Source organism: Agromyces ramosus (assembly GCF_004216665.1).
Classification (GTDB): domain Bacteria; phylum Actinomycetota; class Actinomycetes; order Actinomycetales; family Microbacteriaceae; genus Agromyces; species Agromyces ramosus.
In genome coordinates this window covers 99460-116380 of sequence record NZ_SGWY01000001.1, presented here as the reverse complement: position 1 = coordinate 116380, position 16921 = coordinate 99460, and the positions used below count along the sequence as shown (strand labels likewise).

The window sequence follows — 16921 nt, the reverse complement described above, 5'->3', positions numbered from 1 at the left end:
CCCGCACGGAAGGGAAGACGATGTACCCATCTGCAACACTTTCCAGGCGCGTCAGGACGGCGGCGATCGCGACCGCTGCGGTGGCCGGCCTGGCCCTCGTGCCGGCGGGCGCCGTCATGGCCGCCCCCGCCGCAGGGTGCGACGCGAGGACGAACAACACCTACGAAAAGCTCCTCGGATGCGTCACGGTCGACGGAGTGCTCGAGCACGAGCAGGCCCTGCAGGCCATCGCGGATGCCAATGGCGACACCCGCGCGGCCGGCACCACCGGATACACCGAGAGCGTCGACTACGTGGTCGAGACGCTCGAGGCCGCCGGCTGGAACGTCGAACTCGACCCGTTCGACTTCACGTACGTGCCGCCGCCCATCCTCGAGCAGGTCGCTCCGATCGCGGCCGAGTACGAGTCGGCGGTGTTCACGGGCACGGGCTACGGCGACATCACCGCCAATGTCGTGCCCGTCGACATCGTGCTGGCGCCGCCGCGCGACCCCGTCACGAGCGGCTGCGAGGACAGCGACTTCGCCGGGTTCCCGGTCGGGTCGATCGCGCTCATCCAGCGTGGCACGTGCGAGTTCGGCGTCAAGGCGATCAATGCCCAGGAGGCCGGCGCGTCGGCGGTCATCATCTTCAACCAGGGCAACACGGAACTCCGGTCCGGCCTGCTCACCGGCACGCTCTTCGGCGTGAACCAGACGCCGTTGAGCATCCCAGTGGTCGGTGCGAGCTTCGCCGACGGCGCCGCGCTCGCGCAGCCCGGCTCGAGGGCCCACGTCGTGGTCTCCTCGCCCGAGTCGCGTCCGCAGGTCAACGTCATCGCGGAGCTGCCCGGCCAGAACGACGACAACGTCGTGATGGCCGGCGCGCACCTCGACTCCGTGCAGGCGGGCCCCGGCATCAACGACAACGGCAGCGGGTCGTCGGCGCTGCTCGAGATCGCCCAGCAGATCTCGAAGCTGAAGCCCGAGAACACCATCCGCTTCGCATGGTGGGGTGCCGAGGAGAGCGGACTGCTCGGTTCGCGCGCCTACGTCACCGACCAGGTGACGGCCGGCACGCTCGATGAGGTCGCCCTCTACCTGAACTTCGACATGGTGGCCTCGCCGAACTACATCTTCATGGTGTACGACGGCGACGAGTCCGGATGGGACGCCCCCGCGGGCGTGCCGATCCCCGAGGGCTCGATCCAGATCGAGGACCTGTTCGAGAGCTACTACACCTGGGCCGGTGTGCCGTATGACGACGCCCAGTTCAGCGGTCGCAGCGACTACCAGGCGTTCATCCAGAACGGCGTCCCCGCGGGCGGCCTGTTCACGGGCGCCGAGGTCGTGAAGACCCCGCAGCAGGCGGCGATCTGGGGTGGTACCGCGGGTGCGCAGTACGACCCGTGCTACCACCTCGCATGCGACGACATCGACAACCTCGCGCTCGACGCGCTCGACGTCAACTCCGACGCCATCGCGGCGGCGGTGCTGACGTACGCCTACTCCACCGAGACGGTGAACGGCGTGGTGGGCAAGAAGGTTCCGGGCAACTTCGCGTTCCCGGCGCCGGCCGGGCCTGAGGGCACGGTCAACCTTCCGAGCGGTGGCGGCCTCGCGCCCGACCACGGTCACGAGCACGACGACGCCGACTGAGTCGACGCAGTGACGGGGCGGGGGTGCCCGACGGCACCCCCGCCCTTCGCGTGCCGCGGCGCCGTCGGCGTGCCCGCGTCGCGGCGCTCGGGCACACTGGGCGGGTGGACACCATCGTGAAGGCACGCGCAGATGCCCCCGACGGCTTCTTCGAGGCCGAGGCCGCCGGCCTCGCGTGGCTCCGCGCCGCCGGAGGGGTCGCGACGGTCGCGGTCGTCGCCGTGTCGCCGGGCCGGATCGAGCTGGAGCGCGTCGACCGAGCGAGCGCGGATGCCGGTGCGGCGCGCGCGTTCGGCACGTCCCTGGCCCGCACGCACGCGGCCGGCGCGCGTGCGTTCGGTGCACGTCCCGACGGGTGGGGCGGCCCGCTGTTCATCGGCCGCCGTCCGCTGCCCGCGGCCGAGGATCGGACCTGGGGCGCGTTCTACGCGCGCGACCGGGTGCTGCCCTACCTCGAGATCGCCGAGGACGTCGGCAACGCGACGGCCGCCGAGGGTGCGCTCGTGCGGAGGGCGACCGCCGTGGTCGCCGCCGGCGCCTTCGACGACGACGACCCGCCCGCCCGGATCCACGGCGACCTCTGGAACGGGAACGTGCTCTGGTCGTCCGACGGCGTCGTGCTCATCGACCCGGCGGCGCACGGCGGCCATCGGGAGACCGACCTCGCGATGCTCGCGCTCTTCGGCTGCCCGTTCCTCGACGACGTGCTCGCGGCGTACGACCGCGCTTCGCCGTTGCGGGCGGGATGGCGCGAGCGGCTCCCGGTGCACCAGTTGCATCCGCTCGCCGTGCACGCGGCCGGCCACGGCAGGGGCTACGGCGTCGCACTCGCGGAGGCCGCCGAACGGGTGCTGGAACTGGCCGGACGAACCCGGGAATAGTTCGCACCCGACCTCCGTTCCATACGATTGCATGCAAACGCATGAAGCAGGACGAAGAGCCCAGGAGGGCGAGATGCAGTTCGGAATCTTCACGGTCAGCGACATCACGCAGGACCCGACCACCGGCCGTACGCCGACCGAGGCCGAGCGTATCCAGGCGACGCTGACGATCGCCAAGCACGCGGAGGAGGTCGGCCTCGACGTCTTCGCGCTGGGTGAGCACCACAATCCGCCGTTCTGGTCGTCCTCGCCGACGACGACCCTGGCCTACATCGCCGGGCAGACGTCGACGCTGCAGCTGTCGACCGCCACGACCCTCATCACCACGAACGACCCGGTGAAGCTCGCCGAGGACTACGTGATGCTCCAGCACGTGTCGGGCGGTCGCGCCGACCTGATGCTCGGGCGCGGCAACACCGGCCCGGTCTATCCGTGGTTCGGCAAGGACATCCGGCAGGGCCTGCCCCTGGCCGTCGAGAACTACGAGCTGCTCCACCGCCTCTGGCGTGAGGACGTCGTGGACTGGTCGGGCGAGTTCCGCACGCCGCTCCAGGGCTTCACCTCGACACCGCGCCCGCTCGACGGGGTTCCCCCGTTCGTCTGGCACGGTTCGATCCGCACCCCCGAGATCGCGGACCAGGCCGCCTTCTACGGCGACGGCTTCTTCGCGAACCACATCTTCTGGCCCGCGTCGCACACCCAGCGGATGATCGCGCTGTACCGCCAGCGCTTCGAGCACCACGGGCACGGCACGGCCGCACAGGCGATCGTCGGACTCGGCGGCCAGGTGTTCATGCGCAAGAACTCCCAGGACGCGGTCCGGGACTTCCGTCCGTACTTCGACAACGCCCCGGTGTACGGCCACGGCCCGAGCCTCGAGGAGTTCAGCCAGCAGACCCCGCTCACGGTGGGCAGCCCGCAGGAGGTCATCGACCGCACCCTGGGCTTCCGTGACTACGTCGGCGACTACCAGCGCCAGCTCTGGCTCCTCGACCACGCCGGACTGCCGCTGAAGACCGTGCTCGAGCAGCTCGACCTGCTCGGCGAGGAGGTCGTGCCGGTGCTCCGCGCCGAGTTCGCCAAGGACCGTCCGGCCGACGTGCCGGACGCCCCCACCCACGCATCGCTCGTCCGGGCGAAGTACGGCGACCAGGCGCCTCGCCAGGCGACCCCGAATGCCAACCGGGGCGACAACCTCACCGTCGGGTCGCCGTACCAGGACGCTCCGACGGCCGGGTCGGCGTCGGGCGACTCGAGCGTGCAGCCCGGCGCGGCGTTCGGCCCCGCCGCCACCAGGAAGGCGGTCGTGCGATGACCGCCAAGCGCATCGTCGTGGTCTCGGCCGGTCTCAGCACGCCGAGCTCCACCCGACAGCTGGCCGACCGCCTGGCCGCCGATGCCGTGGACATCCTGCGCGAGCGCGGTGTCGAGGTCGAGGTGCAGACCTTCGAGCTGCGCGACCTCGCGCACGACATCACCAACCACCTCCTCATGGGCTTCGCCCCGCCGAAGCTGGAGGAGGCGCTCGACGCGGTGTCGACGGCCGACGGGCTGATCGCGGTCACGCCGATCTTCACCACGAGCTACGCCGGCCTGTTCAAGTCGTTCATCGACGTGATCGACCCGCAGGCGCTCACCGACCTGCCGGTCCTCATCGGCGCCACCGGTGGCACGCCGCGGCATTCGCTCGCGATCGACTACGCGATCCGGCCCCTGTTCACCTACCTGCACGCGATCCCGGTCACCACGGGCGTCTTCGCGGCGACCGGCGACTGGGGCGGCGCCGGTGACGGCGTGCGCTCCTTGCCCGACCGCGTGTTTCGCGGTGCGAGGGAGTTCGCCGACCTCGTCGAGCGGACCGACCGTGCCGACCGCGTGAACGACCCGTTCGCGCTCGACCGCCCGCTCGGCCACCTCATCGGCGGGCTGGCGGGGGAGTAGCCCCGGTTCGAGAGCGGATGCCGCGTCGCGACCTGTTCGCGACGTGGCATCCGTCATCTCGGCGTCAGGCCGGCGCCGGTGCCCGCGCGGCGGACGGCCGGCGACGGCGCACGCGCGCTCCCACCGGCGACGTCGCGCGCTCCACGACGGGGTCCCAGTCGAGGTCGATCGCCGCATCGGACGGGGCGTCCACCGGGTCCGTCCCACGCCCTCGCCACCACGGTGACCACCAGAGCACCGTCCCGGCGACCCAGCCGACCGCCAGGACCTCGGCGATTTGGCGGACGGGCGCCGTGAAGGTGGCGAACGCGAAGGTCACGAGCATGGCGGTGGCGGCCGCCGTGAGGGCGACGAGCACCACGGGCGCGAACAGCAGGCGCGGCCGGGCGAAGCAGCCGGCGAGCATCGTCACCGCGATCGCGAACCCGATCGCGCCGGCACCGACGGCATGCCACAGCGCCTGTTCCCCGAGCGCGTCGGGGTCCGGGGTCTTGACGATCGCGCGCAGGGCGATCGTCGCCCCGACGAACACGAGTGCACCGATCGCCGCGTAGACACTCGACCCGCTCCGCCGAGCGAGTGTGGCCGGAACGGTCTGCGATGCGCGGATCGCCGCGGCCGCGACCCCGAGGAAGGTGATGAGCGCTGCCCAGAACAGCACCGTCCCCATGCCGTACATCAGTTCCACCGCGATGACAGCCGCGCCGGTGACGATGGTTGCGATGTCCAGCGCCACGCGGCCCGGGTGAGCACGACGCTCGGCCGCGCCGATCACGGCGCGCGTGCGCACTTTCGTCGTGGTGTGCTCGAGGATGCGGCGCAGCCTGCTCCGCTTCGACCGGACCGCGGCGACCAGCCTGATCCAGACCAGGAGGACCACCGAGATCGCGACGATCGTGGAGGCGAGCGTGGTCGAGTCGTCGCGGGTCCGCACGGGGAGTGGCCAGACGGTGGTCGGCCAGACGAGCAGGGCACCGCTGACCAGGAACGCGAAGAGCAGCACCAGTCGGGGCCGCGAGATGGTGGAAGGCGCGATCGCGGCGAGTGGTCGGAGGATCCAGTGCGCGAAGCGAGGCACCGAGGCTCGGCCGGTGCCTCGAACGAGCGCCGACGATGCGGCCCGCAGCGTGCGGGAGGCGATCGCAACCCGATAGGAGTCCGACAGCGAGTCGAGTCCCTGCGTGCCGCGCACCATCCGTGCGCGCAGCTCGGCGGGATCCGCGGCTCGAGCCGTCCCTCCATTCATGCGTCCGGCCCGTGCCGTTCGCGTCGACCGGAGCGGGGAGTTCGCGACACCGTCCAGCTGCCGGAGTATGGCGTCGTGCACGTGGTCGAGTACCTCTTCCGCCTTCGGGATGCGCACGAACTTGAGATGACTGGGCTCCGGATCGTCCGCGTCGCCGGTTGCGCGCTTCTCGGGCGCCATGGGAAGCGCATTCAGGAACTCGACGATGCCGGCGGCTGCATCGAGCCGCCCCCACCACCAGTCGTTCAGGCGCCAGTCGGCGCTCAGGAATCCGGCCAGGTTCGCGGTGCGAAGGCCCGCCAGCTTCGCATTCGACCGCAGCGTCGCCTCTTCGAGATAGTTGTGCACCGTGACGGCATCGAGCTCGTCGAGCGGGCGTGCGAGCGCGCCGCGGTAGCCGCGGAGCAGTTGATCCTCCAGCAGCTTCCGGTACTCGGTCGGCTTCGCCGGCCGAACGTCCGAGCCGATCCGGTGGAAGCGCACCGATGAGATCGGCTGGGGGATGCCGTTGCCGCCGAAGATGAGCGGAAGCTGGCACGCGAAGCCATCGGTCGTCTCGCCTCGCCGAAGCTGCGACCACGGCGTCCTGCTCCAGCGCACGGCGGTGGCGGGCATGGTCTCCATCTCCGATGAGATCTGGAACAACTCCTCGACGATCGCGTCGAGGTCTCGCCACCGCTGGGTCAGGTCCTTGGACGCCTCGGTGTCCTGGCTGATCCACCACCGATCGAGAGCCTGGGCGCCGTCGGTCGTCAGGGAACGACCCCGGATGCTGCTCTGGAGGCGACGGAGCGTCGCCAGGATCGCGGCATCGCGGTCCGCCCGCGCCGCGCGCATGATCGTGTTGAGGTTCTCGCGGATCCCGCGCCTCCTCCGAACGTCGGCCTTGCCCTCGATCCTGTCGTCGAGCACACTCAGCACCCCCTCCTGGAATGCGGTGTTCTCGATCGCGCGGATCCAACTCAACGTGGTGAGGCAGGCGTCGACGAGGGACTGCCGACCGTGGAGGATCCGCTCCTGAGGATCGGACACGTCGTTGCCCTGCTGCAGCGAATCGGCGGTCGCGCGGAACGCGGTCTCGACGTGCACCATGCCGAGGCGGTCGACGGCGATCAGCTCCGGGCGCTCGGGGAGGTCGGTGCCCAGGAGCCACTCGCCCGGGTGCACGAGCGCCGGGGTCAGCAGCTCGAGGTCGCTCGTCGCCCGATAGATCGCGTACGCCCGCTTCGACAGGTCGAGCTCGTCGCCGGTCGGGGCCGAGCCGTCCATGCGCACCGCGAGGAGTTCGTTCCTCGCCTTGACGACCGAGATCGCCGAGCGCACGAGGTCGACCTCTTCGATCTCCTCATCGCGCGACTCCCGGACCGAGCGCTTGCGAAGCGACGCGAGCACCGTGGCACCGAGGCGCGACGCGACGTCGGTGCGCGTCGACTGCGTCTCGCCCTGGAAGCGCCTGCGGCCGCGCTCCTTCCAATAGGTCAGCGTCGGGCGGGCGGCCTCGTACGCGGTGGGGCGTCGGAAGAGCGCCGCCGTCTCCTTGGGCGAGGGGTCGAGGTAGATGATGGCCCGACTGATGTGCTCCTCGGCGGGAAGGTCCCGCACGGCGTTGAGGGCTCGGTCGATGGGGATGTTGTCGAGGAGCCCGCCGTCCACGACCCGGAACGGATGGGTGGTCGCATCGGTCCTGTGGGCGTTGAACACCATCCGCATGTCAGGCGAATCGATGGCACGCACGGTACCCACGCCGATGGGCTGCTCCCAGCCATGCTCGGCCTCCAGTTCGGTCGAACCGGAGAAGATGAGGGCGGGTTCGAACATGGCCGGGAACGAGGACGTGGTTCGCGCCGCGTACGCGATACGGGCGACATCCGCTGCGTAGTCGTCCTGGCCGGGCTTGAACCTGGGGACGGCTCGATCGGCGATGACGTCGTCGTCGTCGCCCACGAAGCGGAACTGCGCACGTCCTTCGCTGGTCGTGCGGTCGGAGCTGTCGACCGCGTCGATCAGCGTCGCCGAGAGGTCGACCACGACCTGCGACGCTCGGAGCTGCTCGCACGATTCCTTGTCTCGCGCGATCGTGTCGATCGCCGTCGAGACCTCGGGCCAGAAATAGGTGTCGCCGCGCATCACGGAGTCGAACCGCCCCGGGCGACCCGTCTGCAGGAGGCCCCACGCGGAGCCGGTCGTGAGCCAGGTGTCGAGCGTGGAGTCGAATCCCACGCCGGCGCGCTGGGCGGTCGCGTAGAGCACCCCGTTCAGCCCGCCGGCGCTGGCCCCGGCGAGCACGTCGAACTCCACGTGGTCGTACCCGCGGGTCGCGAGGTATCGAGCGTAGTACTCGGCGCGGGCGACGAGCGGAGCGGACTCCCCGGCGATGTCGACCCGGTGGCCGATGTGGTAGAGCAGCGCCCTGGGGCGTGTTCCATCACGGTAGATGCGGATGCGCCGCAGCACATCGAGTTCCGCGATGGCTCCGCCGATCCACACCGCGAGGCTCAGTCCGCCCTTCATCGCCAGGGCGACCCGGAGGGCCCGTCCATGCCATGGCTCCAGCCCGTCGTCGTGATCGGCCCTGACGCCGCTCGTCGTCGGAAGCGAGAGCGGCCGGAACTCCGACAACGAATCACCCTCGTACAGGCGAAGTTCGATGTATCCCGGTACCGACTTCGGCTCAGCCATGATCGACCCTTCCCATGAGGTACATGAGGAAACGTCGACATTGTAGGGAGGCGGGGAGGGGGCCACGTCAGTGTCAGCACTGACGCCGACGGTCCAGCCCGGCCACGACTCGGTCCACGGCGAGGCCGAGCACGATGGCGATCGGGACGGAGATCGCGATGGCGAGCAGCGGGTCGTCCGGGAGGGCGCTGCCGACCACCGCACCGATCGCGACGTTGTAGGCCGCCCACGCCGTGCCGGCCGCCAACGAGAGCGGCAGGTACCGGCGCAGGGAGACACGTCCCGCCCCGGCGGCGAGGTTCACCGCGATCCGGGCGAAGGGCACGTACCGCGCCGTGAACACCAGCACGGCGGTCCGCCGCTGCACCGTGCCGCGGATCCCGGCGACGGCGACGGCGATCCGCCCCTCGCGCTGCCATCGCCACCGGTCGAGTCCGATACGCCGACCGATGAGGTAGCACAGGCCGTCGCCGACCACGGCGCCGGCGGCCGCGGCCGGAGCGATGGCGAGGAGGGGCGGCGAACCCGTGGTGGCCCACAGCGCACCGAGCGCCACCACCGCCGTCTCGCTCGGCAGCACGACCAGGAACGCATCGCCGACGACGAACGCGAAGAGCGCTGGGACCAGCCATGCGGATTCGGCCAGGGCCGTGATCCACTCGTCGTCCACGTGCTCGTTCTACCCGGTGCGGGTGAACGGGGAGCGACCCCCGCACGTACCCCCCGTTAAGGTGAGAAATGCTCGCTATGCCTTCCCGCCCACCGGACCGGCGAGTACGGTGTGCAGCGGGGGCGCGGCCGATGGCCGCGAATGCCGCGCGCACACCGATCGGGGGCAGGTCACGAGGTTTCGCGACCCGCTCAGCCGAGCCACCGGTTCGACAACCCGATCGGAAGGAACCACCATGTCCATCCAACGAATCGCCGCGGCTGCGACCGCCGCCCTCGCGGCCGTCGCACTCGCCCTCGCCGGCGCCTCACCCGCGGTCGCCGGAAGCCCGCACTTCATCCGCAACGCCACGACCGCGTCGCTCGACGGGGTCTCCCTCGTCGTCGACTTCAAGGAGGCCGGCCTCGAGGCCGGGGCCGTGGAGACCATCCAGGTCACCGCGCACCTCGACGCCCTGTACCAGTGCGTCAACAACGGCGGCAAGGTGCCCAGCGACCCGAAGAAGACGACGATCTCCTCGGATGTCTCCGAGAGCGACGAGTTCACGGCGGCGAAGAACGGCAACCTCGTCGGCACGCTCACGGTCGACCCGCCGGACGCCGCGTCGGTGCTCGACTGCCCCAGTGGCCAGAGGTCGACCCTCGTGTCGGTGACCTGGTCCGACGTGATCATCGACGACCTCACGAGCGGTGCATCCCTCGCACTGACGGGTACCTTCAGCGCCTGAGCGCCGACTCGACCACGAGAAGGGAAGCACGAACGGGGAGGTGCATCGCACCTCCCCGTTCGTCGTGCCGGGCGTGTGCCCGGAGTCGATTCACTCGAGCACGAAGCTGACCTCGAGCGTCACGGACCACGCAGTGATCTGGCCTTCACTCGCCTCGACCTTCTGCTCCTTGACCCAGGCCCCGCTCACGTGGCGCAACGTCTGCGCGGCGCGAGCGATGCCGGTGGCGACCGCGTCCTCGAAGCTCTTCTCGGAGCGGACGGTGATGGTGGTGACCCTTGCGACGGATGACATCGTGTTCCTCCTCGAACAGTCGTGTACCTCGGGCCCATCGTCCTCCGTTCGTGCCGCGAACGCGAGGGGTTGACGGGCGGATGCCGCGAGCCGACGCCCCGGCGACCGGGCGGCGAACGGCATCCGACGACTCGGTGAACCCTCGGCGCCTCGGCCCGTTCCGGTCGTCGCGGCGTGGTCGTGGCATCCACGCTGGACTCGTGAAGGTCGCACTCCTCGCGGAATCGTTCCTCCCGCACATGAACGGCGTGACGCACTCCCTCCTGCAGGTGCTCCGCCACCTCGAGCGACGCGGCCACGAGGCCCTCGTCGTCGCCCCTCGATCGGGACCGATCGAGGGATCGCTCTACGGCGCACGGTCCGTGCTGCTCCCGTCGGTGCCGCTTCCGAGCTATCCCGACGTGCGCGTCACCCTCGCGAGCGCCCACCGGCTCGCCTCGGTCATGCGCGAGCACGGCGCCGAGGTCGTGCACCTCGCCTCGCCGTTCGTGCTCGGCTGGCGGGGGCTCGCGGCCGCGGAGGCATTGGGGATCCCCTCGGTCGCGGTGTACCAGACCGACATCCCCTCGTACGCCGAGCGGTACGGCGTTCCGGGCGCGGCGCCCGCACTCACGCGCCATCTCGGCCGGCTCCACCGCCGCGCCTCGCTCACGCTCGCGCCGTCGAGCTCCGCGATCGAGCGCCTCGGGTCGGCCGGCGTCGAGGGCGAGCGGATGCGGCTCTGGCGCCGAGGTGTCGACACCGAGCGGTTCGCGCCGGCCCGCCGGAGCGAGGGATGGCGTCGCAGCGTGGCCGAGCCGGGCGAGGTGATCGTCGGCTACGTCGGGCGGCTCGCACCGGAGAAGCAGGTCGAGGACCTGCGCGCGCTCGCCGGCCTGCCGCGCACGCGCCTCGTCGTCATCGGCGAAGGTCCGTCGCGTCCCGCGCTCGAGCGGCTGCTCCCCGACGCCCGCTTCACCGGGTTCCTCGGCGGCGATGCGCTCGCCGAGGCGATGGCGAGCCTCGACGTGTTCGTGCACCCCGGCGAGAGCGAGACGTTCGGGCAGACCATCCAGGAGGCGCTCGCGAGCGGGGTGCCGGTGGTCGCCACCGGCCGGGGCGGGCCGGTCGACCTCGTCCGCAGCAGCGTCGACGGCTGGCTGTACCGCCCGGGAGACCTCGAGGACCTCCGTGAGCGCGTGCGCGACCTCGTCGGCGACGATGCGAAGCGCCGGGCCTTCGGGATGCGCGCCCGGCTCGCGGTTCGCGGACGCGGCTGGGACGTGCTCGGCGACGAGCTCCTCGGCCACTACGAGGACGTCATCGCCGCCTCCGACCGGGTCGCCGCGGCTCGGGCGGGCGGGGGATCCGCCCGCCGCGCCTCGGCGGCCGCGATGCCGACCGCGGCGGCCGCGGCTCCGCCGGCGGCGCCTCCGGCAGGGGCGCTCCCACCGGCGGCGACGGCGGACCGGGCGGGTGGCGGCGGCGGTGCCGCCGATCGTCGGCTCGCGGCATCCGCTGCCTCGGCCGGAGCGGTCGCACCGCCCCCGTGGCGCCGGTACGTCGCCGTCGGCGACTCGCTCACCGAAGGGCTCTGCGACGGCTCGCGGATGTCGGCGGGGGAGTACCGCGGGTGGGCCGACCGCCTCGCGATGCTCCTCGCCCTCGCCAGCTCCGGGCAGGACCCGGTCGCGTATGCCAACGTCGCCGTCCGCAGCCGAAAGGTGGCCGATGCCGTCGACGTGCAGCTGCCGCTCGCGATCGCGCAGGGGGCCGACCTCGTGAGCGTGCTCATCGGGGCCAACGACCTCGTCGGCTTCCGGGCGGATGCCGCAGGGCTGGCCGCGCGGCTCGGAGATGCGGTCGCCTCGGTGCGGGCGACCGGCGCCGACGTGCTGCTCGTGACGCCGTTCATGCCGGACCGACCCGCATCGCGGCTCTACGACGCTCGGTTCTCGGCGTTCGCCGAGCGGCTCGCGGCGATCGCGGACGAGCAGGGGGCGATGCTGCTCGACGTGCGCACCCGCGCGGAGCTCGTGGACCGGACGGTGTGGGCCGAGGACCGCGTGCACCTGAACTCGGCCGGACATCGCACGCTCGCGTACGCGGCGGCGCACGTGCTCGGCGTGCCCGATGCGACCGAGCTGGACGCACTCGAGCGTGCCGTGCACGACGACGGTGCCGGCGACCGCCACGTCGGCGACGCCGAATGGCTCGCCAGGCACGCGACCCCGTGGCTGCTCAGGCGACTGCGCGGGCGTGCCGCCGGTGATGGCCGTGAGCCGAAGCGGCCCGATCTCGTTCCTGTCGCGACGTCGTCGGCGACGCGGACCCGCTGAGCCGCGTCACCGATGCGCCGGGCGGTTCAGCCCGACTTGCGCCGGAACTCGCGCTTGTGGTCGGCGGGTCCCTGCGTGTGCTGGGCGCCGCCGCCGCCGTCGAGGTGGGACTCGCCCTCGCGCTGCTTCGAGGCCTTGTTCTTGCGGTCGAGGGCCTCGCGGAACTTGCGCTTCGTCTCCTCGGAGGGGCCAGTGGTGCTCTGCTCGTCGGAAGTCATGCCTCCGAGTCTGCCACGGATGCCCCGACCGGGGTCGCGCGCGGGTACCCCGGCACGCCGACCGCCGACGCGACATCCGCCGTTCACCGGGCGAAAACGCCCGCTCTGCTAGGCTGGGATCGGTTGCCCGATGGGTTGCCGCTGATCGAGGTACCGCAACGCGGCTCGACGCGTGCCGCGTCGCGAGCAGCACAACTGCATATCGAGCACCGTGCTCACTCGAGCACTTCGGAGCAGGCCGGCAGGAAGCTGGTCCCCTGTGGTGGATCACCAATCGCCTCGCGAATGGTGGACTTCTACTGGTGGCCAGCGTGAGCGTATCGCCTGATGCGTTTCGTAATGCCTGTTCCTGCTCCTGACGTATGAGTCGTGCCCGCACGGGGTGCGACGTAAAACAAAGGAGAAGACCTCTTGGAAGGTCCTGAGATCACGTTCGCCGAAGCCGTCATCGACAATGGCAGGTTCGGCACCCGCACCATCCGCTTCGAGACCGGCCGTCTCGCCCAGCAGGCGCAGGGCTCCGCCGTCGCCTACATCGACGAGGAGACCATGCTGCTGTCGGCGACCTCGGTCTCCAAGCAGCCGAAGGAGCACTTCGACTTCTTCCCCCTCACGATCGACGTCGAGGAGCGCATGTACGCCGCGGGCCGCATCCCCGGCTCGTTCTTCCGCCGCGAGGGCCGCCCCTCGACCGAGGCGATCCTCACCTGCCGCCTCATCGACCGCCCCCTGCGCCCCTCGTTCGTCGAGGGCCTCCGCAACGAGGTGCAGGTCGTCGTCACCGTGCTCGCCATCGAACCCGACGAGTACTACGACGTGCTGGCGATCAACGCCGCTTCCCTGTCGACGCAGCTGTCGGGCCTCCCGTTCTCCGGTCCGGTCGGCGGCGTGCGCGTCGCCCTCATCGACGGCCAGTGGGTCGCGTTCCCGAAGTACTCGCAGATCGAGGAGGCCGTGTTCAGCATGGTCGTCGCGGGTCGCGTCGTGACCGAGGCCGACGGCTCGCAGGACGTCGCGATCATGATGATCGAGGCCGAGGCCACCGACAACGCCTGGAACCTCATCCAGGCGGGCGGGGTCAAGCCCGACGAGACCGTCATCGCGCAGGGCATCGAGGCGTCCAAGCCGTTCATCAAGCAGCTCGTCGAGGCGCAGCAGTCGGTCGCGGCCACCGCCGCGAAGCCGACCGCCGACTACCCGACGTTCCCGCCCTACCAGCCCGAGGTGAAGGGCGTCGTCGAGGCGTTCGCGCTCGAGGAGCTCAAGGGCGTCTACCAGATCGCCGGCAAGGTCGAGCGCCAGGACGCCGACGACGCCCTCAAGGCGCGCGTCAAGGAGCACGTCGCGGCGAAGGTCGAGGCCGGGGAGCTCCCCGAGTCGGCCAACGCCGAGGTCTCCGCGGCCTACAAGTCGGTCACGAAGCACGTCGTGCGGTCGCGGGTCCTCGCCGATGGCGTGCGCATCGACGGCCGCGGGCTCGCCGACATCCGGCCGCTCGACGCCGAGGTGCAGGTCGTGCCCCGCGTGCACGGTTCGGCCATCTTCCAGCGCGGCGAGACCCAGATCCTGGGCGTCACCACGCTGAACATGCTGAAGCTCGAGCAGCAGATCGACTCGCTGAGCCCGGTCACCAAGAAGCGCTACATGCACAACTACAACTTCCCGCCCTACTCGACCGGTGAGACCGGTCGCGTCGGGTCGCCGAAGCGTCGCGAGATCGGGCACGGCGCACTCGCCGAGCGCGCGCTCGTGCCGGTGCTGCCCACGCGCGAGGAGTTCCCGTACGCCATCCGCCAGGTCTCGGAGGCGCTGGGTTCGAACGGCTCCACCTCGATGGGCTCGGTCTGCGCATCCACGCTCTCGCTCCTGAACGCGGGCGTGCCGCTGCGCGCTCCCGTCGCGGGCATCGCGATGGGCCTCATCTCCGACACGGTCGACGGCGAGACCCGCTACGCGGCGCTCACCGACATCCTCGGCGCGGAGGACGCGCTCGGCGACATGGACTTCAAGGTCGCCGGCACCTCCGAGTTCGTCACCGCGATCCAGCTCGACACGAAGCTCGACGGCATCCCCGCCTCGGTGCTCGCCGGTGCGCTGACGCAGGCGAAGGACGCCCGCACGACGATCCTCGCCGTGCTCAACGCCGCGATCGACGGTCCCGACGAGATGGCCCCGACCGCCCCGCGCGTGATCTCGGTGCAGATCCCCGTCGACAAGATCGGCGAGCTGATCGGCCCGAAGGGCAAGACGATCAACGCGATCCAGGACGAGACCGGCGCCGAGATCTCCATCGAGGAGGACGGCACCGTCTACATCGGCGCGACCGACGGCCCGTCGGCCGAGGCCGCCCGTGCCCAGGTCAACGCGATCGCCAACCCGACCAACCCCGAGGTCGGCGAGCAGTTCCTCGGCACCGTCGTGAAGATCGCCGCGTTCGGCGCCTTCATCTCGCTGCTGCCCGGCAAGGACGGCCTGCTGCACATCTCCGAGGTGCGCAAGCTCGCCGGCGGCAAGCGCGTCGAGAACGTCGACGACGTGCTCGGCGTCGGCCAGAAGATCCTCGTCGAGATCACGAAGATCGATGACCGCGGCAAGCTGTCGCTCGCGCCGGTGCTGGCCGAGGACGCCGACACCGAGGGCCGCGACTCGGCCGGCACGCACGCCGACGCGCCCGCGGAGGGCGCCGACGTCGGCGCGTAGTCCGCTTCGCAGACGGATGCCCCGCCCGATTCGTTCGGGCGGGGCATCCGTCGTCTGGAGTGGTCGTCGTCGCGGTGGCTCCTACAGGAGGCCGTAGGTCGAGGCGCGGTGCGCCGCATCCCGTTCGGCCAGGGCGGCCTCCGCCGCGGCCCGGGCCTCGAGCCGCCGCAGGAGCCGGTCGCGGTCGTTGCGGCGGGCGGCTCGCTGGAGCCCCCAGCTCGCGAGGCCAAGGCCGCTCCGTACCGCCCAGTCGGCGAGGAATCCGGTGCGGGGGGAGAGGAGTGCGGAGTTCATCGTCATCCCTTCGTCGTGTCGTCGGTCGGCTCCCCGCGAACGAGCGGGAAGGCGTTGATCTGGATCTGCACCGGGCGGGAGCCCGGCGTCGGGGTGCGCTTGTACGCGTCGATGTACCGGATCAGCACGGCGTCGATGTCGGCGACGAGCGCCGTGAGCTGCTCGGGCGTCAGGCGCAGGTTGATGGTGTCGCTCGTCGCGATGTCGAGCCACTCGTCGCCGAAGACGGCGTCGCCCTCGGAGAGGAACTCGTGGAAGTTCTGGTCTCGAGTCCGGAGCCATTCGTCTTCGACCAGTCGTACCGCGAGGCGCTCGGCACTGCCCGGCGGCAGCGAGCGGGCGTCGGGGATCGCGATGGAGCCCGGGGTGCGCTCCCACCACCGCTCCCGGCCCTTCCCGCGCGTCGTGTCCTCGCGCACGAGGCCGGTGCGTTCGAGCTGGCGGAGGTGGTAGCTCGTGGACCCGCTCGATTCGCCGAGCCGTTCGGCGAGCCCGCTCGCGGTCAGCGGGCCGTACGCCGAGAGCTCGTCGTAGATGCGCACGCGCAACGGGTGCGCGAGCGACTTCAGGCTGTCGGTCGTGATCACGTGGTCGACGCCGGGGTGACGCAGGCTGCTCGGCTGCGCCTGGAGGTCGTCGGGGCTCGTTTCATCCATGTTGCAAAGATACCGCTGCAAAGAAAAAGTTGCAAGGGTTTCTTTGCAATGAGTTGTTTGCAACCTGTACTGGCGGCGGCGAGCGGTCGCCGGCCTCGCTCACCGATCGAGCAGCGGCCCCAGTCGGAACGGGATGAGCTCGCCCATCGCCAGCGAGGTCTCGGTTCGCTCGACCCCCTCGATCGCGAGGATCTCGCCGTCGATCCGGAACAGGTCGTGCGCATCCCGGCAGACGACCCGCACGAGCAGGTCGACCGATCCGGAGAGCCCGTGCGCCTGGATCACCTCGGGGATCTCGGCGATCTCGTCGACGACCGCCGACAGCTCCTTCTGGCGCACGTGCACCGACACGAATGCCTCGAGCGGGAAGCCGAGCGGCACGGGATCGATGCTGCGCTCGAACGAGAGGAACGCGCCGGATGCCTCGAGGCGCGACATCCGCGCCTGCACCGTGTTGCGGGACATGGCGAGCCGGTCGGCGAGCGCCACGACCGTCGCCCTCGGGTCGGCGGCCAGTGCCACGAGGAGGGCTCGGTCGACCGCGTCGTAGCCGTTCATATCGCCACACGATAGCACCGGTTGAATGGTATGCACTTGGCAACATGCTCAACGCGTCCAGAGATACTTGAGCTGAGTGACCGATCGACGTACGCTCACGGT

Annotated in this window: 14 protein-coding genes; 7 read left to right on the top strand and 7 right to left on the bottom strand. The window is 70.8% G+C overall.

Annotation, left to right across the window (positions count from 1 at the left end):
- Positions 1 to 20: 20 nt before the first annotated feature.
- From EV187_RS00525 to EV187_RS00510, 4 genes are all read left to right on the top strand, one after another.
- Positions 21 to 1637 (top strand): M28 family peptidase, encoded by a 1617-nt coding sequence (locus tag EV187_RS00525; RefSeq protein WP_130351103.1) that lies wholly within the window; start codon positions 21 to 23, stop codon positions 1635 to 1637.
- Between the two features lie 50 nt (positions 1638 to 1687).
- A complete protein-coding gene (locus EV187_RS00520; protein ID WP_278038800.1) occupies positions 1688 to 2518 on the top strand; it encodes a fructosamine kinase family protein in 831 nt (276 codons plus the stop codon).
- 73 nt (positions 2519 to 2591) lie between these two features.
- Positions 2592 to 3833 (top strand): LLM class flavin-dependent oxidoreductase, encoded by a 1242-nt coding sequence (locus EV187_RS00515; protein ID WP_207221697.1) that lies wholly within the window; start codon positions 2592 to 2594, stop codon positions 3831 to 3833.
- Entirely contained in the window at positions 3830 to 4459 is a 630-nt protein-coding gene (locus EV187_RS00510; protein WP_130351100.1) for an FMN reductase, read from the top strand. The genes EV187_RS00515 and EV187_RS00510 overlap by 4 nt, the downstream gene beginning before the upstream one ends.
- A 64-nt stretch (positions 4460 to 4523) precedes the next feature.
- Here EV187_RS00510 and EV187_RS00505 read toward each other — a convergent pair whose 3' ends face one another.
- Positions 4524 to 8384: a DUF3376 domain-containing protein gene (locus EV187_RS00505; protein ID WP_130351099.1), complete on the bottom strand. Its 3861-nt coding sequence runs from the start codon at positions 8382 to 8384 to the stop codon at positions 4524 to 4526.
- Positions 8385 to 8457: 73 nt separating this feature from the next.
- A complete protein-coding gene (locus EV187_RS00500; protein ID WP_130351098.1) occupies positions 8458 to 9054 on the bottom strand; it encodes a DedA family protein in 597 nt (198 codons plus the stop codon).
- Between the two features lie 235 nt (positions 9055 to 9289).
- Between EV187_RS00500 and EV187_RS00495 the strand changes: the two genes are divergently transcribed.
- Positions 9290 to 9781, top strand: coding sequence for a hypothetical protein (locus EV187_RS00495; RefSeq protein ID WP_242609364.1), 492 nt, complete (start codon positions 9290 to 9292; stop codon positions 9779 to 9781).
- Positions 9782 to 9871: 90 nt separating this feature from the next.
- Here the strand turns inward: EV187_RS00495 and EV187_RS00490 are convergent, their stop codons facing one another.
- A complete protein-coding gene (locus EV187_RS00490; protein ID WP_130351097.1) occupies positions 9872 to 10075 on the bottom strand; it encodes a dodecin family protein in 204 nt (67 codons plus the stop codon).
- Positions 10076 to 10275: 200 nt separating this feature from the next.
- On the opposite strand from EV187_RS00490, the gene EV187_RS00485 reads away from it, so the two are divergent.
- Entirely contained in the window at positions 10276 to 12393 is a 2118-nt protein-coding gene (locus EV187_RS00485) for a glycosyltransferase (RefSeq protein ID WP_165391055.1), read from the top strand.
- Between the two features lie 26 nt (positions 12394 to 12419).
- On the opposite strand, the gene EV187_RS00480 is transcribed toward EV187_RS00485, so the two are convergent.
- Positions 12420 to 12611 carry a DUF5302 domain-containing protein gene (locus EV187_RS00480; protein WP_130351095.1) on the bottom strand — a complete coding sequence of 64 codons (192 nt, stop codon included), beginning with the start codon at positions 12609 to 12611 and terminating at the stop codon, positions 12420 to 12422.
- A gap of 411 nt (positions 12612 to 13022) precedes the next feature.
- Here EV187_RS00480 and EV187_RS00475 point away from each other — a divergent pair, with 411 nt between their 5' ends.
- The gene (locus tag EV187_RS00475) at positions 13023 to 15311 is read left to right on the top strand and encodes a polyribonucleotide nucleotidyltransferase (protein ID WP_130351094.1); all 2289 of its coding nucleotides are present in this window, start codon (positions 13023 to 13025) and stop codon (positions 15309 to 15311) included.
- A gap of 81 nt (positions 15312 to 15392) precedes the next feature.
- Here the strand turns inward: EV187_RS00475 and EV187_RS00470 are convergent, their stop codons facing one another.
- The 3 genes from EV187_RS00470 to EV187_RS00460 form a co-directional block, all read right to left on the bottom strand.
- On the bottom strand, positions 15393 to 15605 hold the full coding sequence (locus tag EV187_RS00470; RefSeq protein WP_130351093.1) for a hypothetical protein: 213 nt from the start codon (positions 15603 to 15605) through the stop codon (positions 15393 to 15395).
- Positions 15606 to 15607: 2 nt separating this feature from the next.
- Positions 15608 to 16261 carry an ArsR/SmtB family transcription factor gene (locus tag EV187_RS00465; protein ID WP_130351092.1) on the bottom strand — a complete coding sequence of 218 codons (654 nt, stop codon included), beginning with the start codon at positions 16259 to 16261 and terminating at the stop codon, positions 15608 to 15610.
- A gap of 99 nt (positions 16262 to 16360) precedes the next feature.
- The gene (locus tag EV187_RS00460) at positions 16361 to 16819 is read right to left on the bottom strand and encodes an Lrp/AsnC family transcriptional regulator (protein WP_130351091.1); all 459 of its coding nucleotides are present in this window, start codon (positions 16817 to 16819) and stop codon (positions 16361 to 16363) included.
- Between the last annotated feature and the right edge of the window lie 102 nt (positions 16820 to 16921).

Bases quoted from the DNA above. Each gene is read 5' to 3' on its own strand.
- EV187_RS00465 (WP_130351092.1), bottom strand. From the start codon at position 16,261: ATGGATGAAACGAGCCCCGACGACCTCCAGGCGCAGCCGAGCAGCCTG.
- EV187_RS00510 (WP_130351100.1), top strand. From the start codon at position 3,830: ATGACCGCCAAGCGCATCGTCGTGGTCTCGGCCGGTCTCAGCACGCCG.
- EV187_RS00505 (WP_130351099.1), bottom strand. From the start codon at position 8,384: ATGGCTGAGCCGAAGTCGGTACCGGGATACATCGAACTTCGCCTGTAC.
- EV187_RS00495 (WP_242609364.1), top strand. From the start codon at position 9,290: ATGTCCATCCAACGAATCGCCGCGGCTGCGACCGCCGCCCTCGCGGCC.
- EV187_RS00525 (WP_130351103.1), top strand. From the start codon at position 21: ATGTACCCATCTGCAACACTTTCCAGGCGCGTCAGGACGGCGGCGATC.
- EV187_RS00480 (WP_130351095.1), bottom strand. From the start codon at position 12,611: ATGACTTCCGACGAGCAGAGCACCACTGGCCCCTCCGAGGAGACGAAG.
- EV187_RS00460 (WP_130351091.1), bottom strand. From the start codon at position 16,819: ATGAACGGCTACGACGCGGTCGACCGAGCCCTCCTCGTGGCACTGGCC.
- EV187_RS00490 (WP_130351097.1), bottom strand. From the start codon at position 10,075: ATGTCATCCGTCGCAAGGGTCACCACCATCACCGTCCGCTCCGAGAAG.
- EV187_RS00470 (WP_130351093.1), bottom strand. From the start codon at position 15,605: ATGAACTCCGCACTCCTCTCCCCCCGCACCGGATTCCTCGCCGACTGG.
- EV187_RS00515 (WP_207221697.1), top strand. From the start codon at position 2,592: ATGCAGTTCGGAATCTTCACGGTCAGCGACATCACGCAGGACCCGACC.